Raw genomic sequence first — 23,466 nt, forward strand, 5'->3', positions numbered from 1 at the left:
GGGGTCTGTTCCCGCTGAGCGGTCATGGTTAGGCGAGCTTCGCGCCCCAGACCGCGCGGGCATGGGCCGCGAGAGTGTGGAACACGGACACGTCGCGAGTGGCGCGGGCAGTGAGGATCGCGCCCTCCAACCCGGACACCAGGACGGCGCCCGCGGTGGCGGCCTCGTTGGCGTCGAGACCGTCCCGGACGAAGGCGTCGGCGATCAGCACCTCGAATCGGCGGAACGCGGTCGCCGCCTCCGAGGCGGCGGCCGGGTACTCCTGGGCGCTCAGGGAGGCGGCGGCCAGCGGGCACCCGAGTCGGTAGTCGCTCTCGACCAGGAGGTCAGCCCACTGCCGAGCCCAGAAGTCGAGGGCGTCGAGTGTGGACATCTCGGCGAGGACGGCTTTCAACATGTTTCCGACCCCCTTGCCCGCGTCGGCGGTCGCGACGCGGAGCAGGTCGGCCTTGCCTTCGGGAAAGTACTGGTACATCGACCGACGGGCGACCTTGCTGTGCTCGAGGAGCTCGGACATCCCGAATCCGTCGGCGCCGCGACTGCGCAGGAGCAGCGTCGCCGACGTCAGCAGGCGTTCGCGTACGGGCGTCGTGGTCATGACCACAGCATAGCGATGTAGAACGATCATTCTGTTAGATTCGAGACATGACCCACGTCTTCGATGAAGCGACCGCCGTCACTGCGCTCGACACGGACACCCACACCGTCCGAGCCACCACACATCCGGCCTACAACAACATGGTCGGTCCGTTCGGCGGCATCACAGCTGCGACGATCGTCAGCGCACTGCAGAAGCACCCCGACGCTCTCGGCGACCCTCTCGCGCTGACCGTCAACTACGTCGCGCCCATCGCCGAAGGTCACTGGGACCTCACGCTCGTTCCGGTGCGCACCAACCGCACCAACCAGCACTGGACGTTCACCATCGACCAGCAGGAGCACACGGTCGCCACCGGTACCGCGGTGTTCGGCATCCGGCGGGACACGTGGACCGATACCGAGCCGGCCGCACCGCAGGCACCCGATTCCGACTCCGTCGAGGCCGTCGACTTCCCCGACTTCATCGCATGGGCGCGGAACTACGAGAAGCGTTTCATCGTCGGCGGGATGAACGATGGGGCGTTGGACGATTCGACGACCACCATGTGGATCCGCGACCTGCCCGAGCGGCCGCTCGACTTCGCGTCGCTGACAAGCATCACCGACACCTTCTTCCCCCGCGTGTTCCTGCGTAAGGGCGCCTACGCGCCGGCCGGCACGATCTCGCTGACCACGTACTTCCACGCCAGTGCGGACGAACTGGCAGCCCAGGGTTCGCGGCCCGTTCTGGCCACCGCGAAGGCCGCACGTTTCGCCGGCGGCCACTTCGACCAGTACGGCCAGATCTGGGGCGACGACGACGTGTTGCTCGCGACCACCCACCAACTCGTCTACTTCAAGGACGCTCCGGCCTGAGCATGGCTCGCCCAGTAGATTGAAACGCATGTCGCAGAAGTCGTTCCGGGCCGTCGGCTCACTCTTGGCCGGTGTTGCAGTCGTCGCGGTGCTGTCGGCGTGCAGCGAATCGGAGACCGTGGATCCCGCAGTGCAGCGTGCCCTCGACTCCGTTCTCACCGCTGGCGACTTCCCCGCCGGTTACAGCGTCGTCACTCTCGGCAAGGACGAGAAGAAGACGACCGTCGACCAGCTCGACGACAGTCGCCGCGACGCCGAGGTGACCCCCGCGTCGTGCAAATCGAGTCACGAGGCGCCATCCGATTCGGAGACGGGCAGTGTGGTCGCGGTCAACGGCCAGTCGACCCTCAGCCAATCGGTCTCGCGGTCGACGGAATCGGCGACCGGCCTGGTCGCAGCCGTGTCGGGCGAGTGCTCGAAGGTCACTGTGAAGGTCACCGCCGGTCCGGCCAAGGGCACAACCGCGATCATCACCAGCGCCGACGTGCAGCCCGCGACGATCGACGGGTTCGACGGAGTCACCTTCCGCCAGGTGTCGACAGTCGACGACGAGGAACGACAGGGACTCATCGGGCGATTCCAGGTGGACGGTTACCTTGTGACAGTCCAGGCAGTGAAGGCCGACGGATCGATGCCCGATCGGGCGAGTTTCGACACGACAGTGACGGCTGCGGTCAAGAAGGCCGCCCGCGCCTGAACTCTCCGCGTGACGAGATTGGCACGAATCGTGGACGACTGAACAGGCGACACACCCTGGCCCGTAATGTCTTCTCGGGCACATAACGCCCCTCACGTGAGCAGGAGTCATGGTGCGGAACATCTTCGGTAAGACGGCGGGCGCTGTGCTCGCCTGCACGGCGTCGATCGGCCTGGTTGCCGGTTGCAGCACGGACGGCGACGCAGTCAAGGGCGATGTGGGGTCGGCGGCGTCGACCACGCAGTCGGACGCGGACCCGGCGAAGGTCCGAGCGCTGGTCCTGACTCCCAAAGACTTTCCCGCAGGCTATGTCGCGCAGGAGATCCCGCTCAGCCAGATGGACGACACGCTCGACAAGCTGCGCGCAGCGACGAAAGGCGCGACCTTCACTCCGGCGTCGTGCGGCGATGTGAACGCCATCCCGGACATCGATTTCGGCAAGATCGGTCTCGCCGTCGCCACGAAGGGCATGACCGCCAGTCTCACGGAGATGGTGACAGTCGGTGGCACGACGGTCTCGAACTACCGCAGGCAGGTCACCGGTGAGTGCTCGACGATGACGATGACGATGGAGATGGAAGGCCAGAAGGTGACCTCGCTCGTCAAGCAGAATGTGCTCGACACGCCGAAGGTCGACGCGGACGACTCCATCGTCGTCGAAGCTGTGACCACCACAAAGGTTGGTGGTCAGACTGTCCAGACTCGCACTCTCACGGGTGCGGCGGAAGTCGACGGCTACCTGATCAATGTGACGGCTACGAACATGGTGCCGAGCGGGGATCCGGACCGCGCCGGATTCGAGGACCTGTTCACCAAGGCGGTCGCGAAGGTTGCGGACCAGGCATGACGAAGCGAAGTCTCCGCCTGTCCGGCGGACTTGTCGGCATCACTGCAGTTCTGGCGCTCGCCGCGTGCGGCTCGGACGACGCGTCGGGGCCGGCGATGCCGCAAGACCTCGTCTTGTCGGCCGACGAGCTACCCGCGGGCTTCGACGTGCAGGACGTGCCGAAAGACCAGATCATCGAGCTGGCGAAGCAGACTGCGGCGTCCGGCGGGAGCTCCGTGACGCCCGCGTCGTGCAAACAGTCGGGAGTGCTGCCCGACGACCTGACAGCCGACCAGTTGGGCATCACCATCGCCCAGCAGGGCACAGCGGCCACGCTCACCGACGTGGTCTCGGTGTCGGAACGGGACATCGCCTCCTTCCGCGCCGCGGTCACCGGCAAATGCGCGACCGTGAAACGCAAGGTCACCCGGGGTCCGATGGCCGGCCTGCAGGCGACCGTCACCACCAAGGTGCTCGATGCTCCTGCGGCACTCGTGGGCAAGGACGTGCTCGTCTACCAGCAGACGTCCACTGCCCGCTCGTCCGGTCAGAAGGTCGTCACCCGGACCTTGAGCGGCGTGGCCAAGGTGGGGGACTACGTCGTCCGCATCGAGTACGCGCCGATGGCCGGGTCGAACGCCATCGACCGCACGGCGTTCGATGAATCGTTCGCGCGTGCGGTCGACAAGGTGGCCGAGAAGGCCTGACGTCTGAGGCGTCAGATGACGCCGAGCGAGTTCATCGCGTCGGCGACCTTCACGAAGCCGGCGATGTTGGCGCCGGTGACGTAGTTGCCGGGGTCGCCGTACTCGTCGGCGGTCTCCAGACAGTTGCGGTGGATGTCGCGCATGATCGCGTTGAGGCGACCCTCGGCGTACTCGAAGCTCCACGCATCGCGCGACGCGTTCTGCTGCATCTCCAGCGCGGAGGTGGCGACACCGCCGGCATTGGCGGCCTTGCCGGGCGCGTAGCCGACGCCGGCGGCCTGGAGGACCTTGATGGCCTCCGGGGTGGTGGGCATGTTGGCGCCTTCGCCGACGATGATGCAGCCGTTGGCGACGAGCGCCTTGGCGTCGTTCTCGTCGAGCTCGTTCTGGGTGGCACAGGGGAGCGCGATGTCGGCGGGGACCTGCCAGAGCGAGCCCTCGGTTCCGACCTTGGTGCCGTTGCCGCGCAGTGCCACGTACTCGCTCAGGCGTGCACGGCGGACCTCCTTGACCTCCTTGAGGATCTCGAGGTCGATGCCCTTGTCGTCGATGACGTAGCCGGACGAGTCGGAGCAGCCGATCACGGTGCCGCCGAGCTGGTGGATCTTCTCGATGGCGTAGGTCGCGACGTTGCCCGAACCCGACACGAGGACCTTCTTGCCCTCGAACGTGTCGCCCTTGGACTTCAGCATCTCGTCGACGAAGAACACTGCGCCGTAGCCGGTGGCCTCCGGGCGGACCAGCGAGCCGCCCCACGAGACGCCCTTGCCGGTGAGGACGCCGGACTCGTAGCGGTTGGTGATGCGCTTGTACTGGCCGAACAGGTAGCCGATCTCGCGCCCGCCGACACCGATGTCGCCTGCCGGAACGTCGGTGTACTCGCCGATGTGGCGGTACAGCTCAGTCATGAACGACTGGCAGAAGCGCATGATCTCGAGGTCGGTGAGACCCTTGGGATCGAAGTCGGAGCCGCCCTTGCCGCCGCCGATGGGCAGGCCGGTCAGGGAGTTCTTGAAGATCTGCTCGAAGCCGAGGAACTTGACGATCGACAGGTTCACCGACGGGTGGAAACGCAGTCCGCCCTTGTACGGGCCGAGGGCCGAGTTGAACTCGACGCGGAAACCGCGGTTGATCTGAACGTCGCCGTTCGCATCGGTCCACGGGACGCGGAAGATGATCTGGCGTTCCGGCTCGCACATGCGGGTCAGGACGTCGACGTACTCGGGGTGCTTGGCGACGACGGGGCTCAACGAATCGAAGACTTCGCGAACGGCCTGCTGGAACTCGGGTTCACCGGGGTTGCGGCGGTTGACGACGTCGTAGATGTCGTGGAGCTGGGGGGCCCAGTCACTCATGGGGGTGGTATCACTCTCTGCTCGAATGAGAGCGACCCGCGGCATGCTTCGAAGGTCGCTCGGCCACGGCGATCCTCTTCGTGCGTGTGCGCCATTGAACACGTACTCGACCTACCGGACTATTCCGGGCGTCACTGTATCCATGTGTAACGATCTCGTGAAACCTTGGGCCCGCTTTTGTGCGATGTGACACGTCGGCGACATAAGGCCGTCATACCGCAGAAATGTGGTGTGTGGTGCGAGGGAATCCGCCGCCTGCCGCCGAAGTCGCGTTACCGTGGGACACGAGCCAGCTCCCCGTGTGCTTCCGGAGGTGTGTTGTGACCGATCCGATCACCGAGAACATCAGCGGATTCGACGAGTCCGCGTTCGATGCCGAGCTCGACGGGCGGTGGCGCGACTTCCGCATCCGACTGGCCGACTACCTCTCCGACCTCACCCGCGGATACCCGTTCAGCGTGTACGACGCCGTCGCCAATTGGACCGGCATGACGGCACAACTCGAAGCCGCCTACATCGGTGAGGACGGTCTGGCGTTGATGATCGAGGTGGGTCAGCTGTCGGCCGACGAGCGGGAACAGTCGGGACGTGTGCAGATGCTCCGTGACCGCGGTTGGTCTCGGGCAGACGACACCCTGATCCTCGAGTTCGAGCGCAGGCAGGTGGACGAGGCCGCGATCGCGATCGAATACGCACTCCGCGAAGTGTGGGGTGTCCCCGATCCCGCGTACCTCCTCGGCGACGAGAACGACATGTGGCGCGAGTTCAGCTGAGAGGTTGATGTCGCGGACAACAGCCCCAATGGTGAGGTGGTTCGTCCCGGTTCTCGGTGCGCGCGCCGGGGCATCGGCATCGGCCGTGACGTAGGTGTTGCACCCTCACCATTGGAGTTGTTGTCGCGCATCTAATTGAGGGTCCGTTCGGGCGAACGGGTCAATCCGGAAGCCGCGTTCACGCTGCTGCAGCTGCGGCCCGCGCAAGTGCATCGTCTTGTTCCGGTGATCCACCGGAGGCCCCAAGGCCGCCGATGAGTACACCGTCACTGTCAAACAGTGGAACGCCGCCGCCGACGAGCAGCAGGCCCGGCGAGTGAATGTGGTCGAAATGCAGGGCGGGCTTGCCGATCTCCAGGGGTGCTGCGAGCGCGGTTGTCGGCGCTTGGAACATGACCGACGTCCGTGCTTTTGCGATCGCAAGTTCGTTTGATGCCAGCCACGCGCCGTCCATCCGGGCGAACGCTACTAGGTTTGCTCCCTTGTCCAGCACCGCGAAGACTGCCTTCATTCCTTCAGCTTCGGCCGCTGCAACTCCGGCTGCGATCAGTCGACTTGCGTGGGTGAGGGTGATCTCAGACATTCTGGGTCCACTCCGTCTCTTGCCACTGCTTCGCAGCGTCGATGGTGGCTACGGGGCGCATGGTGCGGTACAGGTGGTCGTCTGCGGGGATGATCTCGACCATCGCATCAATCATTTCTTGCGGGTCGGCCTGGCCGACAAGACTGTCGCCGAAATCGGGCATAGGCACCACTGCTGTGGCGGCGTCGTACCACTGAACGTAACTCTCGGCTCCGGTGTCGTTGAACCCAGTTCCGAAGACTCCGGGGTTCACTGTCGCGACTTGGACGCCGTGGGGTGCGAGTTCGGCCTTCATTGATCCCGCGATCGCTTCGATCGCGTGTTTGGTGGCGCAGTAGACACCCAGGAACGGGACTACCAGGATTCCGCCCATCGACGAGGTCCACACGACCTTGCCGGACTTGCGAGCCACCATCTTGGGCACGATCTCTTGGACGAGGGCCATATGCCCGAACACGTTGATCTCGAATGATTCTCGTGCCCGCTGGAGGGGGATGTCGACGATCGACCCACCCTCCATGACGCCTGCGTTGAGCACGAGGACGTCAGGTGCGTACGTGCCGGCGTGGGCGATGTCGATCTCGTCGAGGAGGTTGAGCTTTATCACCTCAAGCTCTACACCTGCAGCTTCAGCGTCAGCGCGCAGGCTGCGCACCTGAGGCCAGGTCTCGGCCGCCGCTACGACTTTGTGCCCGGCACGGGCGAGTTCGATCGCGGCTCCGCGACCGAAACCCGAGCTGGCGCCGGTGATCAGGATGTTCTTCGACATGAGCTTCCTTTCGAGGATGGGCTTGCTCTGCCAACAGTGCCGTCCACTCGACCGAATGTCAATAACTAGTTAGTTACATACCCTGCGGGGTATTCTTGCGCGGTGCCACCAGACGCGACCCTGACCAAGCAGAGAATCCTCGAGGGCGCGCGAACAGAGTTCGCCGCGTATGGCTTGGCGGGCGCGCGTATCGACAGAATCGCGGAGAAGGCCGAGGTCAACAAGCGCTCGATCTATGCCCACTTCGGCCCGAAGGAGGAGCTCTTCGATCTTGTCGTGAGCACATCACTAGCGACGATGGCAGATGCAGTGCAGTTCACCGAGGATGACCTGGCGGGGTACGCCGTCAGGCTCTTCGACTACCTCCGCGCTGAGCCAAGCACTCTGCGTCTGACCACGTGGGCGAACCTTGAGCGTCCCACCACCACGCCCAGCGAGCATCTGACGTACCAAACCAAGGTCGCTGCGCTTGCATCCCGGTTCGGGCGGCACGCCACCGATGTTCTCGCGATGACACTTGGGCTGGTCACGTCCTGGGCCTCTTCGTCACCTGCTTTGATCGCAACCGCCGGGCCCGGAGGCGTGTGGACCGATGCGCGGCGAGACATGTTGTCTTCCGGAGTGGCGGCATTGGAGCGGAAGTTCGAGGTTCGCAGGTGACGCGGTGCCACCACTTGCGACGTTTGAGAGAGCTGCGAGCCGGATACTTGAGGCAGCCTGCAGTTTGACTCCGCCCGACGAACAGGTCATGACTATTCGGTGGGCTCCACCGACGTCTCGGTGCTCTCCGACGTGGTCGGACTGAGCGTCTGCCATGAAGCATTGGTCACTGCGACGCTCTCGGTGGAACCGACAGGCTTGACCCCCAGACCTGATCGCTTGACGACGAGACCGCCGAATTCACCGTCGACTGCGACAGGTCGGACGCGTCGAACTCGCGGCTGATCGAGTCACTGCACGTGGCGATGACCGTCGACGAGTCGAAGCTCGACGGCAGGGTGCACGTGACGCTGGTGCCGCCGGAGGTGAACGTCAGTGTTCCGATCGTGTCGCCGGTCGACGAGCTGAAGTCGGTCGGCGTCGTTGCGCCCGTTGTCTCCGTGGTCAGGACGGACGTGTCGGTGGGAGTGTCCACACCCGGCGTGGCACCCGGAGTCTCGACACCTGAGTTGACACCGGGGGTTTCGACACCTGGGGTCACGACCGGCGTCTCGACCGTGGTCGTGCCGTCGGACGCGACCTCGGTGGTGCTCGGAGAGGCTTCGATGATGGGCGCTCCGTTATTGTCCTGCGCGCGTTCGACAACGGCCCTCGGCGGGTACGTCGCTGCCGTCGACGGTGCCGTTCTGATCAGCGTCGCCTGCGGTGAACGTCGGAGCCTTGTTGAGCGCGGCCGGATCGGGGAGCTTCACGTCTGCCGGAGGAGCGGGCAGATCCAGATTGCCGCCGATGTTCAGGATCTCCGAGACCTCAGAGAAGACTGTCCGCTTGGAGTCCGCGTGCCGCGTGCGGATCGCCGATAGGCTGCAGGACGTGTCTTCTCAGTCCCGCATCGTGGCCGCTTCTGCGGTGATTGCCGACGGTGTGGTCCACCGCCCAGGTTGGTTCGAGGTGCGGGCAGGCGTGATCGAAGCCGTCGGGCAGGGGCGTCCCCCTGGTGAACCCGATCTGGAGTTCGCTTCCGGGACGGTTGTTCCGGGATTCGTCGACATGCATGTGCACGGTGGCGGCGGAGCGTCGTACACCGACGGTGACGCCGACCAGGTGCGAGCGGCCTCGGATTTTCACCGAGCGCACGGGACCACTACGACTGTCGCCAGCACAGTCAGCGCGAGCCCCGACGAACTCGCCGAGATCGTCGGACGCCTCGCTCCGCTCGTCCGTTCGGGAGCGATCGCAGGCATCCATCTGGAAGGCCCGTGGATCGCGCATTCGCGGTGCGGCGCCCACGCCCCGGACCGGCTCCGCAGTCCCGACCTCGCTGAGATCGACAACTTGCTCGAGATCGCCGACGGCACGATCACCATGGTCACGATGGCGCCGGAACTGCCCGGAGCTCTGGACGCGATCACTCGACTCGTCACGGCAGGTGTGCGGGTCGCCGTCGGGCACACCGACGCGACTTTCGCCCAGACGCAGGCAGCGCTCGACGCAGGTGCGAGCGTCGCGACCCACCTGTTCAATGCGATGGCGCCGCTCGGGCACCGCGAGCCGGGGCCGATCCTCGCGCTGCTCTCCGACCCGCGTGCGGTCGTGGAACTGATCGGTGACGGCGTCCACCTGCATCCATCGCTCGTCGCGCAGGTGCAGCAGAGTGTCGGAGCCGACCGGGTGGCGCTGGTGACGGACGCCATGGTCGCCGCGGGCATGTCCGACGGGGACTATGTTCTCGGCTCCCTCGAGGTGTACGTGCGCGACGGCGTCGCACGGCTACGCAGCACCGATGCGATCGCCGGGAGCACCGCAACGATGGACGGACTGTTCGCCCGGACCGTGCGTGGCCTCCGCGCAGCTCCCGACCCGATGACCGAGGACGACGCGCTTCTCGCAGCGTCCACGATGTGCTCGGCGACGCCCGCGCGGGTCCTCCGCCGTGATGACATCGGCGTCCTCGCGGTGGGCAGGCGCGCCGACTTCGTGGTCCTCGACGCCGACCTGCGCGTGATCGGAGTTGAGAAGAGTTGACCCGAACCCCGCGTCACACCTCCCACCAGGGGCATGTGCGCCGTAGGGTGTGAAAGCAAGCCTGTTCGGAACGGCCGGCGGGCTCGACAACGTCTCCTCGGAGGGAACCCCGATGACCGGCAAGAAGACTCTGCTCGCCCGCCTGGAGGAAGAGGTCAAGCGCCTCTCCAATGAAGTCGTCGCCCTGCGCGACACGGTTCTGGCGTACTCGCCGTTGAACAAGAAGGACGCGGCTCCTGCGCCCGCGAAGCCTGCACCGGCCAAGCCTGCCAAGAAGGCCGAGCCCGTCGCTGCCGCCAAGCCGGCCGCCGCCCCGGCCAAGAAGGCAGCTCCGGCGAAGTCGGCCGCGAAGCCCGCGGCGACGAAGGCAGCTCCGGCGAAGAAGTCAACTCCGGCGAAGAAGGCTGCGACCAAGTCTGCGCCTAAGAAGGCTGCTCCCGCCAAGAAGGCTGCTCCGGCCAAGTCCGCCGCCGCTAAACCGGCCGCACCGAAGCCCGCCGCAGCGAAGCCCGCACCTGCCGCGAAGCCCGCCGAAACAAAGCCTGCCGAAACGAAGCCGGCGCCCGCGAAGCCGGCCACCGCGGCCGCGGCCAAGTCCGTCGCCTCAGCGAAGCCTGCAGCGTCGCCGAAGCCCGCTGCGGCCAAGGCCGCGCCCGCGAAGTCGGGTGCCAAGACCGTCGCCGATCTGAAGGCCGAAGCCAAGGCCAAGGGTGTGAAGGGCTACTCGACCATGACCAAGGCTCAGCTCACCGAAGCCCTCAAATAACTCCCGCACGACTGCTTGTAACCACCGAATTCGCCAGAGAACAAGGAGGACCGGGGTTGTCCCAGGTCGTCAAGGGAGTCATCTCCCGAACCAAGAACGCACCGACCGAACTCGTGGACATCGTGATCCCGGACCCGGGCGCAAACGACGTCGTCGTGAAGATTCAGACGTGCGGCGTCTGCCACACCGACCTCGCGTACGCCACCGGCGGCATCAACGACGAGTACCCGTTCCTGCTCGGCCATGAGGCCGCCGGTGTCGTCGAGTCGGTCGGCTCGGGCGTCACTCACGTCGAGGTCGGCGACTTCGTCGTCCTCAACTGGCGTGCCGTCTGCGGCGAGTGCCGGGCCTGCAAGCGCGGCCGCCCCTGGTACTGCTTCGACACGCACAACGCGAGCGTCCCGATGACCCTCACCGACGGCACCGAACTGTCGCCTGCGCTCGGCATCGGTGCGTTCGCGGAGAAGACCCTGGTGCACGAAGGTCAGTGCACGAAGGTCGATCCGGACGTCGACCCGGCTGTCGCCTGTCTGCTGGGCTGCGGCGTGATGGCCGGCCTCGGTGCGGCGATGAACACCGGCGGCGTGTCGCGTGGCGACTCGGTCGCCGTGATCGGCTGCGGCGGTGTCGGCGATGCCGCGATCGCGGGTGCCCGCTTGGCCGGCGCGACGACAATCGTCGCCGTCGACCGTGACCCCGGCAAGTTCGCATGGGCCACCGAACTCGGCGCGACCCATACCGTCGACGCGTCGTCGGTGGACGACGTCGCCGAGGCGATTCGGGAACTCACGGACGGCAACGGCGCTGACGTGGTGATCGACGCCGTCGGGCGTCCCGAGACATACGAGACCGCTTTCTACGCTCGCGACCTCGCGGGCACCGTGGTGCTCGTCGGGGTTCCGACACCGGAGATGCGCCTGGAGATGCCGCTCGTCGACTTCTTCAGTCGCGGTGGTGCGCTCAAGTCGTCGTGGTACGGAGACTGCCTGCCCGAACGGGACTTCCCGATGCTCGTCGACCTGCACCTGCAGGGCCGGCTCCCGTTGGACAAGTTCGTCACCGAGCGGATCTCGATCGACGGAGTGGACCAGGCGTTCAAGTCGATGGAAGCCGGCAAGGTGCTGCGCTCGGTGGTGGAGCTGTGAGGATCGACCGGGTCGTCACTTCGGGCACGTTCTCGCTCGACGGCGGGACGTGGGACGTCGACAACAACGTGTGGGTGGTCGGCGACGACACCGAGTCGGTGATCGTCGACGCCGCGCACAATGCGGCTCCGATACTGGCGGCAGTGGGGGAGCGTCGGGTGGTGGCGATCGTGCTGACACACGCGCACAACGACCACATCGGCGTCGCGCCCGAGCTTGCCGAGGCCACCGGTGCACCGATCCTGCTGCACCCGGCCGATGAGATGCTCTGGGAGCAGACACATCCGGGCGTCGCGCACGGCGAGCTCGCAGACGGTCAGGTGATCGAGGTGGGTGGCGAGCGGCTGGAGGTGATCAACACTCCCGGGCACTCTCCGGGTTCGTGCGTGATCTGGTCGCCGTCGTCGAAGGTCCTGTTCAGCGGCGACACCCTGTTCCAGGGAGGCCCGGGCGCAACGGGCCGCTCGTTCTCGAACTTCGACGACATCATCGCGTCGATCCGCGACCGGATCCTGGTCCTCGACGACGACACCCGAGTGTGCACCGGTCACGGCGACGACACGACCGTCGGCGCTGAGGCGGGCGACCTCGCCGAGTGGATCAGGCGTGGTCACTGACCTGGCAGTGACGATGCGGTGAACAGGACTCTCGCAGCGGCGATCACGCCGCTGTCGATGCGCGGCTACAAGCTCGGATGGCTGCGCGCCGACGTGATCGCGGGCGTTTCGCTCGCGGCCGTCGCGATACCGGAGGCGATGGGCTACAGCTCCATCGCGCAGGTCCCGCTCGGTGCGGGCCTCTACTCGCTCATCGTCCCGGCGATCGTGTTCGCGCTCGTCGGCGCGTCTCGGCTGATGGTCGTCGGAGCAGATTCGGCGACGGCAGCGCTCCTCGCATCCGGCATCGCCGGTCTGGGGGTAGCGGGCTTGAACCCGTCGACTCCGGAGTGGCTCGCGTGGGCGGGCCTGATCGCGCTGGTCACAGGCGCGATGCTGCTGCTCGCGTGGGTCCTGCGGCTTGGTTTCCTCGGCGACTTCCTGTCGACCGCGGTCCTCACCGGCTTCCTCGCGGGAGTCGGCGTCCTGGTGGTCACCGAGCAGGTTCCGGGACTGCTCGGCATCGAGCGTGCTCACGGCAGTCACGTGTGGGGCAAGTGGGCGTTTCTCGTGACCCATCTCAACGACGTGCGGTGGCAGGCCGTCGTGTTCGGCGTCGTCACCGTCGTCGCATTGTTTCTCGTGAAACGTTTCCGTCCACAGCTTCCGATGCCGATACTCGTTGTCGTCGGCGCGATCGTGCTCGTCATGGCCTTCAATCTCACCGCCGTCCCGACCATCGGCGACGTCCAGACAGGCCTGCCGACCATCAGCTTCCCGGCGTGGAGCGCGGTGTGGGCGAAGGCTCCCGAAGTGCTGACCGTCTCGTTCGGCTGCGTCTTGGTGGTCCTTGCGCAGAGCGCCGCCACTGCGCGCAGTTTCGCGCAGAGCCACGGCGACCACGTCGATGTGAACCGCGACATTCTGGGACTGTCCGCGGCGAACGTCTCCGCGGCTCTCACCGGGTCTTTTGTGGTCAACGGGAGCCCGACGAAGACCGCAGTGCTCGACCAGCAGAAGGGTCGGACGCAGCTCGCCAATGTGACGATGGCGCTGACGACGCTCGCGGTGGTCGCGTTCGCGTCGCCGCTTCTCGCGCATCTGCCGGAGGCGGTGCTCGCCGCAGTCGTCTTCGTCGTGGGCGTCGAACTGATCCACCTCGGGTCGTTCCGCAGCATCTGGCGGATCCGCCGGGTCGAGTTCGGCGTCGCGGTCGTCACGACGGGCATGGTCGTCGGGTTCGGGGTGCTCACCGGCATCGTCACGGCGATGGTTCTCTCCCTGCTGCAGATGATTCACCGCCAGTACCGTCCGGACAGGTTTGTGATCGGGGTGGGCGACGACGGTCGGCGACAGTACGAGCCCGCGAAGCCCGGTCACCAGAGCCTCCCGGGGTTGATCGTCTTCCGGTACGACGCCGATCTCTTCTACGCGAACGTCGGCCGCTTCTCCGATGACGTCACGGCGCTCGTGAAAGGCGCGCCCGACCCGGTGAAGTGGCTGGTCCTGGACTGTTCCGCCGTGTCCGACGTCGACTATTCCGCCGCCAAGGCGATCAGCAGTCTCATCGGGTTCGTGCACTCGGTCGGTGCGCGTTTTGTCCTCGCCGGTGTGACGCCCGAGCTGCGCGAGTCGCTCGACTCCGCTCGGATCATGAGCGAGATATCCGCCGACCTCGTTTATCCAGGTGTCGGGTCCGCCGTCCGCGCCTTTCGCGCTGAACATGGCAGTCCCGCGTCGACGCCCGACACCTCCGGCACGGCTCAATGAACGAAAGAGGTCCTCCACCGCGGCGCGGTGGAGGACCTCCCGGGAGCAAGTGTCAGACCGACGCCTCGACTCCTTCGGCCTCGTCGACATCGGCGTCAGTGCGACGGTCCGATTCGCCGACTTGAGCGGCGACGTTCGGGCGGTTGCGCTTGAGCCACGCCCAGCTGCCGACGATGCCGACGACCGCGACGAAGAAGATGATCGCGACCCAGAAGCGGTTGCCCTCGGGGAACGGGTTGAAGCTCTTCCAGTAGATGAGGCCGGATCCGAAGGCTGCGAGGAGCACTGAGATGCCGATCCCGAAGCCGACCGACCTCGTGCGCATCGCGTACCAGCCTGCGGCCATGACCGTCGCGCCGTACGAGGCGACGAGCATATAGCCGGCGAAGGTGCCGAGCAGGGAATAGGTGGTCGTCGCCCGCGCCAGCAGTGCGCCGAGCACACTGACTATCAGGTAGATCGCGCCGAGAGTGAGGACAGCGGTTCGCGGGGTGCGGTGCACCGGGTCGACCCCGGACAGCGCCTTCGGCAGCATTCCGTCGCGAGCCATGGTGTACACGGTGCGGCTGGTGCCGGCCATGATGCCGAGGGTGGAGCCGAAGAAGCTGATCGCGACACCGGGGTTGATGAGGTGAGCGAGCCAGCCGACGTCGTAGTGCGTGGCGAGGATGTCGAGCGGAGCGTCGATGCTGTCCATGGGGACGTCGCGGAAGCCGAGGACGATCACGTAGGTGCCCGCAAGGTAGAGCAGGCCGCACGCGGAGACAGATCCGACGACGGCGAGGCTGATCGCGCGCTTCGGGTTGCGGGCCTCGCGACCGAGAGTCACCGCGTGGTCGAACCCGGCCATGGAGAACACCGAGAAGCCTGCGGTGGCCAGAATCGCGGCCATGGAGAATCCGCTGAAGTCGAACTGGCGGCTGTCGACGGGACCGCCGGGAACACGGACCAGAATGACGACGAACAAGATCACGATCACGATGAGCGTCAGGAACTCGATGAGGAGCAGAAGCTTTGCCGACAGCTTCACTTCGCGCAGGGAGAGTGCGGTCACCGCGACGGCGACGACGGCCGAGCAGCCCGCGAGGATCCACGGGTTGTAGGGCACGCCGAGCTTGCGGAGCCACGCGTCGAGGTAGATCGCCGCACCGAGCACACAGGCGGGACCTGAGACGAGCGACGACGCGAGGTGCGCGAACATCACGAAGTAGCCGGGGCCGCGTCCGGCCGCGCGGGTGGTCAGGCCGTAGATGCCGCCGGTGGTGGTGAACCTGCGAGCGAGCCAGGCGATACCGCCCGCGAACCCGAGGACCAGGAGGGATGTCACGGCCCAGGTGACCCAGCTGAGGGCTCCGACCTGCTGCATGATGACGCCGATGGCGAGGGCGAGTGTCGACGCGGGAGCCAGGATGCCGAGCGAGACGCCGAAGACGGCCCACAGTGGCAGCACTCCCTGGGGCAGATCTTCGGCCGTCGAGGTGTCGGTCGTCGTGGGTGGGCTGGTGGTCACGAATCCTCCATTAACTGAGCCGTCAGTCAGATGTCTAGAGAATGGTGAGCCCGCTCACCTGGAATGTCAAGAGATGGCGTGAATCACTTCGCGCCATCGCAGGTCAATACGCTGCGCGCGCCCGAGCGTCGTCGATCGAACGGTCAGGTCAGGTCACGATGCCGACGGACGATCACCGTCGCCGCGCGGACCGACCGGTCGCCCACCTGCAGTCCAGGCCGAAGCAGCCGAGCAACCGTGCGATCTTCGGCCACGTCGCCGGTATCGAGGACGTCGACGGCCTCCATGGTGCGGGCGTCAAACGTCGCGCCGGGCGAGGGGACTACAAGTACTCCGTGTCGCCCGCTGATCACCCGATCGAGCCCGGCGGCGATCGCTGCGAACGCGCCACGATCGGCGTCGTCGGCGCTCTCGGCGCACAGGGTTGCATCGATGTAGAGGCCGAACAGGTCGACCAGCAGGGGAAGGTCGGCGCCCGCGGCGGCGAGCTTGCCACGACTGCGGTCAGACTCGACGAGTCGATCGAGGGTCTGTGCCTGCCGGGCGATCACCCGAGCCAGGTCCTCGACACTCTCCGCAACCTGTGCGATGGTCGCAGACTCGCGGCCTGCATCGGACTCGGCATCGGGGCTCACGCGGTCCATAGTCGCATTGTGTCGGCGGTGCGGATTGTTCGAGGTGGATCATTTGAGCGGCCGCACAGCGTCGCCGCCGCTGTTACGATCCCCGATCGTGGGTGTATACGGAATCGACCTGGGAACCACCAACTCCGCGATTGCGACGATCGATGCCGATGGACGCCCCGAGGTGGTGATCGGACTGGGCGGCGCCCCGACCACGCCGTCGGTGGTCCTCCTCCCGAGCGCCAACGATCACATGGTCGGTGAAGGCGCCCGACGTCAGGCGCGCCTGGACCCCGACAATGTCTGCGCGCTCGTCAAACGGCGGATGGGCGACGCCGACTGGAGGTTCGTCGCCCACGGGCAGACATGGTCGGCACCGGCGATCTCCGCCCTGATCCTCAAGTCGCTGGCCTCCGACGCCGCTTTCGGCGGCGAGAAGGTGGAGCGCGCGGTGATCACGGTCCCCGCCTACTTCGGGGACGAGGAGCGACGTGCAACCGTGCAGGCGGGCACATACGCGGGCCTCGACGTGGTCGGTGTGCTGTCCGAGCCGATCGCGGCCGCGCTGTCGTACGGCTTTCGGCGCCTGACCGACACAACCGCCGCGTCAGGAAGCACCGACGAGACCGTCCTCGTCTACGACCTCGGCGGCGGAACGTTCGACGCGACGGTGATCGAACTGGCCGACCGCCGGATCTCGGTGCTCGCGGTGGAGGGAGATCATCAACTCGGCGGTGCCGACTGGGACGAACGCCTCGCACTCCACCTGTCCCGTCGGTTCTGCGAAGAGCATCCCGACGCAGAGGACCCGCTCGACGACTCGGCTGGTTCGCAGGCGCTGATTCTCGCCGCCGAGCGTGCAAAGCACGAGCTGACCGACAACGAGTCGACGACAGTCATCATCGCGCATGACGGGGCGCGGTCAGTGATCGCCGTGTCCCGAGCCGATCTCGAAGAACTAACTGCCGGACTGCTGAACAGGACGCTCGACCTCACGCAGGCGTGCGTCGCCGCTGCCCGCGACCGGGGCGTCACCAGGCTGAGTCGGGTACTGCTGGTGGGTGGGTCGTCCCGGATGCCCGCGGTCGCCCGTGAGGTCGGCGCCTCGCTCGGCATCACGCCGGAGCTCACCGACCCTGATCTCGCGGTGGCCCGCGGTGCTGCCGTGTACGGCGAGAAACTCGAGATCGAACGTCTGGTCGCCGCCGATTTGCGTACACGTGGCCGTCTGTCCGACGGTGCACCGCTGTTCACCGCCGAACCGGGCGACGTCGACGGTGCGTGCGCGCGGGTGGCGGCTGCGTTCGGGCTACCCGTTGCCGGTGTCCGACGGATGCTGGAGATCACCGTCGACACCGTCGTCTCCCGCGGTTTCGGGGTGCTCGCGGTGGGACGCAGCGGTGAAACGGAGGCGACCTGGCTGGTGCATCGCAATCAGACGCTGCCGATCCGGGTCCGTCGATCGTTCGGCACCATGCGAATGAACCAGGATCGAATCGAGCTGGTCGTCGTCGAACAGCAGGGGCAGGCCCTGTCGCCGCATCCGGAGGACGCGAAGGTGCTCATCGAGGGCAGCATCACCGACATTCCGTTCGGCTACGACGAGGGCAGCGAAGTCCAGGTGACATTCGAGATGGGCTTCGACGGAGTGCTGCACGTGACCGCGTTCCACGTCGAAGCGCAGATCCCGCTGACCATGTCGGCCCGGACGGGTGCGACGCTGTCGCAGGCCGAGGTGGCCCGCGAACTCGATCAGGTTCATCGCACTCGTCGACGCGACGTCTGAGCGCCGACGATGAGCAGTCCCGCGCTACAGCCCTTCGTCCCCAACGACTACCGCAAGCGAGTGCTGGCGGCGGTCGAACGTCGCGGCGGTCCCGACGCGTCCGACGTGTTCGAGCTGTACGACATTCCCGTCGAAACTGCCGGCGCACTGCCGGACGACGTGGTCGCGGCCCGCATCGACGAGGTGTGGGCGTTCTGGCAGAAGCACCGCGACCACCCCAAGTATCGGGTGCTCGTCGGTCGGCTCGTCGCCGAACACGAGACCCGGTCGGCGGCGCTGCGGTTCGCGGCGGCCAGAGCGGCTCAGGCGGGTGTGGTGGCCGCGCGCCGGGAGGTTCGCGATGCCGAACGGTATCGCCTGCTCGACAGCGCGATCGAACGCCTGCAGGACCGATACGGCGGAATCCCGACGTCCAAGCGGGCCGGTCTCGACGACGTGGGGGCGATGGGGGGACTCACCCCGGACGAGGTCGCGACGAGGCTGCGCCGATACCGAACAGTCGACGACGGCGCATCGACCCCACAGCCGTCGTCGGATTCGTCGAACCTGACTGACCGTCGACTCGAACAGATCGACGAACTCCTCGGCGAGTTCAACCGCCTGCGCGACGAGGCGCCGACACCGACACTGTTCGGTCTGCTGTTGCTGACGCTGGACGACGCCGACAACCGCGCCGAGGTGCAGGCGCGGACGGAATCGTTGTCGCAACGCGCTCGGGAACTCGGTGCCGGACGGATTCGTGCCGTGATCGACGAACTGCTCCTGCACGTGCGAGACGTGCTTCTCGGCGACCCGGCGACAGCGGCCGCCTACACCGACGCCATGACCGGCCGGATCGCGGACTTTCTGCGTCCTCGGATCCGGGCGGCCGTCCTGATCGAGGACGAACTCCTCGCCGAGGATCGAGACTTCCTGCGCCAGGAGGCGATCGAACGCGGCGCGGGCCCGGTCGGGGCGGGAAGGCTGATCGGGTCGATAGCAGCCGAGTTCGGCGCGACGGTGACATCCGGCGTCGCTGCAGCCCAGACGGCCGTCGCGCCGCGTCGAGACTGGGCCGAGCCGTTGCGTGAGGCGCGCGGGATGCTGCGTGAGGGTCGACCGGTGCAGGCGCGTTCCCTGCTCAAGCGCGCCCGACGCCTGGCGGGCGACGACGTCGACGCCGGTCGGCAGATCGAGGCGTTCGCCGACGAAGTCGACCGTGCCATCCGCGCCGCGCAGCAGCGATGGCAGCAGGCGGAGACGGACGTGGCGGCCGGTCACCACGCCTCCGCGCTGGAGACGTTGGAATGGCTGGCGCGCCATGCCGCCGACATCGACATCCTCCGTACGTCGGGTCCGGGACTCGCCGAGGCCCTCGAGAACTCCCGACGGTCGTTCGACGCCGCCCCGTCGGATGTGAACGCGGTGAGTCCCGCGGGCCTAGTGTCTGCCGAGAGGACTGCCGACGGCTCGATCAGGGTGAGTTGGCTGCCCTCGCCCGAATCCGACGCGAGTTACCGGGTCGTCCGGCTCACGCCAGACGGTCGACAGCAGACCGTCGGGCGTACTGCCGCAACCGAATTGGAGGATGGCGGCTCGCTCGACGTTGATGTCCCGGTATATGAGGTCACGACGATTGTCGACGGTCGACATTCGGTACCGGCCCGGTCCGGGGAGACTGTCGAACCGGCCGCTCCCGTCGACCGCCGGCCGCGAGTGCCCGACCCGGATCTGCCGCCTGTGGGCGGGGTGGCGGTGATCTCAGATCGGGCGACGTTCGTGTGGCCGCCGGGCGTCACCGAGGTGATGGTCGTCATGCGCGGAGACGAACCCCCGAACGCTCCCGACGACCCCCGCTCGACACCACGCAAAGTGACGATCACTCGCTACGAGCTCGACGGCGGATTCGTGATTCCGGCCGAACTGCCACGTCCATGCCACGTGGCGGTGGCGAGTTGTCGACGTGACCGCGACGGAGGTCTTGTCGTCGCGTCGTCGTTCGGTCCGAACGCTCGTGCCGTGGCGGCTGATGAGGGGTGATGATCATCGGCGCAACGTAGGCTGGTGGCATTCTTCGACACGGGTGGCCTCTGTCACAAATAGGACATCACCACCCGGTCGGTCACGTCCGAGCGGAAGGAGCCGTCTGAAGATGGCCATCGACTACAACAAGCGTCCCAATCCCCAGCCGGCCGGACCTGCCCAGCAGCAGCCTGCCCAGCCGCCGGTGTCTCTGCAGAAGCTGACGTTGACCAAGTCGGCGCCGAGCGTGTCGCTGACCAAACAGGGTTCGACCACCGGACACCTCCGGGTGAACCTGAACTGGACGCAGGGCAGAGGCGGCGGCCTCTTCCGCAGATCCAGCGGGGTCGATCTGGATCTGGCCTGCCTGTGGGAGTTCACCGATGGGACCAAGGGCATCGTTCAGGCACTCGGTAATTCTTTCCAGGCGCCCCGGACGGGGAATCCGGTCATCTATCTCGATGGTGACGATCGTTCCGGTTCTGTCACCGGCGGCGAGAACATGTACATCGACCTCGCGCAGTCGCAGCGGATCCGCCGGATCCTGATCTTCGCGTACATCTATGAGGGCACGCCCAACTGGGCGAGTGCGAACGGTGTCGTCACCGTGTTCCCGCAGAGTGGGCCCCAGATCGAAGTCCTCCTCGACGACGCGACCAACGGTGCCGTCTCGTGCGCCATCGCGCTGTTGGAGAACCGCAACGGCGAACTGGTGATCAACCGCGAAGTGCGCTACATCCGAGGCGCACAGGATGCCGTCGACCAAGCCTACGGCTGGGGAATGAATTGGAAGGGTGGCCGTAAGTAGCCTCAGTACGCCGCGCCTGCCCGCACGGCGTCGACGGGCACGATGTCGACGCCGAGCGGCATGAGCGAGATCGGGATCATCTTGAAGCTCGCGATTCCCAGCGGGATGCCGATGATGGTGATGCACAGAGCGATGCCGGTGGTGATGTGTCCGATCGCCAGCCAGATTCCCGCGACGATCATCCAGATCACGTTTCCGATCAACGATGCGGTGCCCGCATCGGGCTTGGGCACGGTGGTGCGCCCGAACGGCCATAGCGCGTATCCAGCGATCCGAAACGAGGCGATCCCGAAGGGAATCGTGATGATCAGGATGCAGCAGATGACGCCCGCGACGGCGTAGGCGACGGCCATCCAGAATCCGCACAGGACCAGCCAGATGATGTTCAGGAGTGTTCGCATGGCTCCATCATCCACTGCCGCATAAGGTTGCGACATGGGAAATCACCCTGATCGGAATCTGGGTCGTCGTGCCGTCTGGTCGGTGCTCACAACAGTGGTGCTCGTGGTCCGGGTGGTGGCGACGATCCTCGCGACATTCTGCGTGTTCGCGTGGATCGTCGCCGCGTTCCGAGACAGCCTGATGAACCCCTGGCTGTGGTGGGCGGTCGGTTCGGTGATCGCGATCGTCGTGAGCACCTACCTGTACAGCTACCTGCGGGTTCGGTATCCCAGTGCGTCGGAGCGCTGGGAGGAGTGACTACTTCCGGCCGGCCGCGATGATCGTGACCAGGCCGCCCGCCATGGCGACGTTCTTGAGGAACTGAACCTTCTGCTGGGCGCGCGCGGCCGGGTCGTCGTAGGTCCAGAACCCGTGGCCTGCGATTGTGGTCGGGACCAGTGACGCGAGGACCAGGCCCGCGGCGGCCCGCGGAGCGATCCCCGCGGCGATCAACGCGCCGCCGAACGCCTGCGCGGCGCCGTTGGCGCGGACGACGGTCTCGTTGTCGACGGGCAGTGGAAGTCTGTCGAGCAGTGGAGCCGCGGCGTCCACACGCATGCCGGGCGTCGTGGCGGCGTCGAAGCCGAGTTTGATGTAGGGGACGCCGGTCAGACCGCGGCCGACCGCGTGGAGCAGATTCATCTGTGGATTCCTCTCGTTGATGCCTCCGCGCCACGCGGACGGACCGGTCCAGTGTGCCTCAGCCCGCGCGCACCCGTTCTTCGATCGTCGCGCCGAGATCCGGGTCGATGTTGCGCCAGTACTCGAACGCCCGAAGCAGGACGGGTTCGCTCACTCCGTCGAGGAGATGTCCGGCGACGTTGTCGGCGAGCCGGTCACGTGCGGCGTCGTCGAGCACGTCGCGGACGAGGGTGCCGGGTTGGCCGAAGTCGTCGTCCTCGGCGTGATCGACGTACGCCGACCGCACGATGTCGCCGTCTGCGGCCCACTGCGGTTCGACCTGGCCGGGGTAGGTCGCGGCAGGTCCACCCTTGGAGTTCGGGGCGTAGACCGGGTCGCTCACCGGATCGATCCGCATTGCGCCGTCCTTGGAGTAACTGCGGACTTCGTTGTGCGGACGATTGACCGGGATCTGTTTATAGTTGGCGCCGAGCCGAGCGCGGTGGGCGTCCGCGTACGCGAAGACGCGTCCGAGGAGCATCCGATCCGGGCTGAATCCGATGCCCGGGACGGTGTTGCTCGGTTCGAACGCGGCCTGCTCGATCTGGGCGTGATTGTCGGTCGGATTGGTGTGCAGCGTCATCTTCCCGACCTCGTGCAGCGGGTAGTCGCCGTGCGGCCACACCTTGGTGAGATCGAACGGATTGAACCGGTAGTCGGCCGCGTCGTCGAACGGCATCAACTGGACCTTCAGCGTCCAGCTCGGATGATCGCCGGACGAGATGGAGTCGAACAGGTCACGGACGTGATGGTCGCCGTCGGCGCCGGCGAGGCGGTCGGCCTCGTCCTGCGTCAGGAACTCGACGCCCTGATCGGAGATGAAGTGGTACTTCACCCAATGCTTCACACCCGCGGCGTTCACCCACAGGTAGGTGTGCGAGCTGTACCCGTTCATGTGCCGCCACGTCTTCGGGATGCCGCGATCGCCCATCAACCAGGTGACCTGGTGAGCCGACTCGGGTGAGAGCGTCCAGAAGTCCCACTGCATGTCGTGATCGCGGAGGTTGTTGTCGGCGCGACGCTTCTGCGACCGGATGAAGTGCTGGAACTTGAGCGGGTCCTTGATGAAGAACACCGGCGTGTTGTTCCCGACCATGTCGTACACGCCTTCGTCGGTGTAGAACTTCAGCGCGAAACCGCGCGGATCGCGCCACGTGTCAGGGCTTCCTCGTTCACCCGCGACGGTGGAGAAGCGTGCGACCATTTCGGTGGTCGCACCCGGTTGGAACAGGGAGGCGCAGGTGTACTGCGACACGTCGGACGTGGTCTCGAACGTGCCGAACGCCCCGCTGCCTTTCGCGTGAGGTTGGCGCTCCGGGATGCGTTCCCGGTTGAACTGCGCCATCTGTTCGATCAGATAGTGGTCGTGCAGGACGATCGGTCCCGACGGGCCGACGGTCAGCGAGTGCTCGTCGCTGCCGGCCGGAGCGCCGGAGTCGGTCGTCGTGTAGTTGGTGGTCTCCTCGGACATGTCACCCTCCCGAGCGGT

The 23,466-nt window shown here is 66.4% G+C and carries 25 protein-coding genes; 16 read left to right on the top strand and 9 right to left on the bottom strand.

The features are described 5' to 3' along the window. Positions 1–28 precede the first annotated feature (28 nt). Positions 29–598, bottom strand: coding sequence for a TetR/AcrR family transcriptional regulator (locus JVX90_RS18780; protein ID WP_205330165.1), 570 nt, complete (start codon positions 596–598; stop codon positions 29–31). A 47-nt stretch (positions 599–645) separates the two neighbouring features. Between JVX90_RS18780 and JVX90_RS18785 the strand changes: the two genes are divergently transcribed. From JVX90_RS18785 to JVX90_RS18800, 4 genes are all read left to right on the top strand, one after another. Next, positions 646–1,455 carry a thioesterase family protein gene (locus JVX90_RS18785; RefSeq protein ID WP_205330166.1) on the top strand — a complete coding sequence of 270 codons (810 nt, stop codon included), beginning with the start codon at positions 646–648 and terminating at the stop codon, positions 1,453–1,455. 28 nt (positions 1,456–1,483) lie between these two features. Beyond that, the gene (locus JVX90_RS18790; protein WP_205330167.1) at positions 1,484–2,152 is read left to right on the top strand and encodes a hypothetical protein; all 669 of its coding nucleotides are present in this window, start codon (positions 1,484–1,486) and stop codon (positions 2,150–2,152) included. A gap of 109 nt (positions 2,153–2,261) precedes the next feature. Then, positions 2,262–2,999 (top strand): DUF5642 family protein, encoded by a 738-nt coding sequence (locus tag JVX90_RS18795; protein ID WP_205330168.1) that lies wholly within the window; start codon positions 2,262–2,264, stop codon positions 2,997–2,999. Beyond that, positions 2,996–3,685: a hypothetical protein gene (locus JVX90_RS18800; protein ID WP_205330169.1), complete on the top strand. Its 690-nt coding sequence runs from the start codon at positions 2,996–2,998 to the stop codon at positions 3,683–3,685. Before JVX90_RS18795 ends, JVX90_RS18800 begins: the two co-directional genes overlap by 4 nt. Before the next feature lie 11 nt (positions 3,686–3,696). Here JVX90_RS18800 and gdhA read toward each other — a convergent pair whose 3' ends face one another. After that, complete coding sequence (gene gdhA, locus JVX90_RS18805; RefSeq protein ID WP_205330170.1) at positions 3,697–5,040, bottom strand: NADP-specific glutamate dehydrogenase; 1,344 nt, start codon at positions 5,038–5,040, stop codon at positions 3,697–3,699. A gap of 320 nt (positions 5,041–5,360) precedes the next feature. Here gdhA and JVX90_RS18810 point away from each other — a divergent pair, with 320 nt between their 5' ends. Beyond that, positions 5,361–5,813 carry a hypothetical protein gene (locus JVX90_RS18810; protein ID WP_205330171.1) on the top strand — a complete coding sequence of 151 codons (453 nt, stop codon included), beginning with the start codon at positions 5,361–5,363 and terminating at the stop codon, positions 5,811–5,813. 178 nt (positions 5,814–5,991) lie between these two features. On the opposite strand, the gene JVX90_RS18815 is transcribed toward JVX90_RS18810, so the two are convergent. Beyond that, positions 5,992–6,396, bottom strand: coding sequence for a heme-binding protein (locus tag JVX90_RS18815; RefSeq protein ID WP_205330172.1), 405 nt, complete (start codon positions 6,394–6,396; stop codon positions 5,992–5,994). Then, the gene (locus JVX90_RS18820; protein WP_205330173.1) at positions 6,389–7,165 is read right to left on the bottom strand and encodes an SDR family oxidoreductase; all 777 of its coding nucleotides are present in this window, start codon (positions 7,163–7,165) and stop codon (positions 6,389–6,391) included. Before JVX90_RS18820 ends, JVX90_RS18815 begins: the two co-directional genes overlap by 8 nt. A gap of 102 nt (positions 7,166–7,267) precedes the next feature. Between JVX90_RS18820 and JVX90_RS18825 the strand changes: the two genes are divergently transcribed. From JVX90_RS18825 to JVX90_RS18855, 7 genes are all read left to right on the top strand, one after another. Continuing rightward, a complete protein-coding gene (locus tag JVX90_RS18825; RefSeq protein WP_205330174.1) occupies positions 7,268–7,825 on the top strand; it encodes a TetR family transcriptional regulator in 558 nt (185 codons plus the stop codon). 299 nt (positions 7,826–8,124) lie between these two features. Continuing rightward, positions 8,125–8,688, top strand: coding sequence for a hypothetical protein (locus tag JVX90_RS18830; protein WP_205330175.1), 564 nt, complete (start codon positions 8,125–8,127; stop codon positions 8,686–8,688). A gap of 10 nt (positions 8,689–8,698) precedes the next feature. Further along, positions 8,699–9,850: an N-acetylglucosamine-6-phosphate deacetylase gene (locus JVX90_RS18835; protein WP_205330176.1), complete on the top strand. Its 1,152-nt coding sequence runs from the start codon at positions 8,699–8,701 to the stop codon at positions 9,848–9,850. Positions 9,851–9,962: 112 nt separating this feature from the next. Then, a complete protein-coding gene (locus tag JVX90_RS18840; protein ID WP_205330177.1) occupies positions 9,963–10,616 on the top strand; it encodes a hypothetical protein in 654 nt (217 codons plus the stop codon). Between the two features lie 56 nt (positions 10,617–10,672). Beyond that, on the top strand, positions 10,673–11,761 hold the full coding sequence (locus tag JVX90_RS18845; protein ID WP_205330178.1) for an S-(hydroxymethyl)mycothiol dehydrogenase: 1,089 nt from the start codon (positions 10,673–10,675) through the stop codon (positions 11,759–11,761). After that, a complete protein-coding gene (locus JVX90_RS18850; RefSeq protein ID WP_205330179.1) occupies positions 11,758–12,378 on the top strand; it encodes an MBL fold metallo-hydrolase in 621 nt (206 codons plus the stop codon). Before JVX90_RS18845 ends, JVX90_RS18850 begins: the two co-directional genes overlap by 4 nt. Before the next feature lie 18 nt (positions 12,379–12,396). After that, on the top strand, positions 12,397–14,127 hold the full coding sequence (locus tag JVX90_RS18855; protein WP_336819705.1) for a SulP family inorganic anion transporter: 1,731 nt from the start codon (positions 12,397–12,399) through the stop codon (positions 14,125–14,127). A gap of 52 nt (positions 14,128–14,179) precedes the next feature. Here JVX90_RS18855 and JVX90_RS18860 read toward each other — a convergent pair whose 3' ends face one another. Together JVX90_RS18860 and grpE are read right to left on the bottom strand one after the other, a co-directional pair. Then, positions 14,180–15,637 (bottom strand): APC family permease, encoded by a 1,458-nt coding sequence (locus tag JVX90_RS18860; protein ID WP_205330180.1) that lies wholly within the window; start codon positions 15,635–15,637, stop codon positions 14,180–14,182. A 143-nt stretch (positions 15,638–15,780) separates the two neighbouring features. After that, positions 15,781–16,281 carry a nucleotide exchange factor GrpE gene (grpE, locus tag JVX90_RS18865; protein WP_205330181.1) on the bottom strand — a complete coding sequence of 167 codons (501 nt, stop codon included), beginning with the start codon at positions 16,279–16,281 and terminating at the stop codon, positions 15,781–15,783. Positions 16,282–16,369: 88 nt separating this feature from the next. On the opposite strand from grpE, the gene JVX90_RS18870 reads away from it, so the two are divergent. From JVX90_RS18870 to JVX90_RS18880, 3 genes are all read left to right on the top strand, one after another. After that, positions 16,370–18,046 carry an Hsp70 family protein gene (locus JVX90_RS18870; RefSeq protein ID WP_205330182.1) on the top strand — a complete coding sequence of 559 codons (1,677 nt, stop codon included), beginning with the start codon at positions 16,370–16,372 and terminating at the stop codon, positions 18,044–18,046. A 9-nt stretch (positions 18,047–18,055) separates the two neighbouring features. Beyond that, positions 18,056–20,065 carry a hypothetical protein gene (locus tag JVX90_RS18875; protein WP_205330183.1) on the top strand — a complete coding sequence of 670 codons (2,010 nt, stop codon included), beginning with the start codon at positions 18,056–18,058 and terminating at the stop codon, positions 20,063–20,065. 112 nt (positions 20,066–20,177) lie between these two features. Further along, positions 20,178–20,855: a tellurium resistance protein gene (locus tag JVX90_RS18880; protein ID WP_205330184.1), complete on the top strand. Its 678-nt coding sequence runs from the start codon at positions 20,178–20,180 to the stop codon at positions 20,853–20,855. A 2-nt stretch (positions 20,856–20,857) separates the two neighbouring features. On the opposite strand, the gene JVX90_RS18885 is transcribed toward JVX90_RS18880, so the two are convergent. Next, on the bottom strand, positions 20,858–21,256 hold the full coding sequence (locus JVX90_RS18885) for a YccF domain-containing protein (RefSeq protein WP_205330185.1): 399 nt from the start codon (positions 21,254–21,256) through the stop codon (positions 20,858–20,860). A 34-nt stretch (positions 21,257–21,290) separates the two neighbouring features. Between JVX90_RS18885 and JVX90_RS18890 the strand changes: the two genes are divergently transcribed. Then, positions 21,291–21,554, top strand: coding sequence for a hypothetical protein (locus JVX90_RS18890; protein WP_205330186.1), 264 nt, complete (start codon positions 21,291–21,293; stop codon positions 21,552–21,554). Here JVX90_RS18890 and JVX90_RS18895 read toward each other — a convergent pair whose 3' ends face one another. Both JVX90_RS18895 and JVX90_RS18900 read right to left on the bottom strand, forming a co-directional pair. Then, a complete protein-coding gene (locus JVX90_RS18895; protein ID WP_205330187.1) occupies positions 21,555–21,938 on the bottom strand; it encodes a DoxX family membrane protein in 384 nt (127 codons plus the stop codon). Between the two features lie 58 nt (positions 21,939–21,996). Beyond that, positions 21,997–23,448 carry a catalase gene (locus tag JVX90_RS18900; protein WP_205330188.1) on the bottom strand — a complete coding sequence of 484 codons (1,452 nt, stop codon included), beginning with the start codon at positions 23,446–23,448 and terminating at the stop codon, positions 21,997–21,999. Between the last annotated feature and the right edge of the window lie 18 nt (positions 23,449–23,466).

The organism is Gordonia sp. PDNC005 (assembly GCF_016919385.1).
Classification (GTDB): domain Bacteria; phylum Actinomycetota; class Actinomycetes; order Mycobacteriales; family Mycobacteriaceae; genus Gordonia.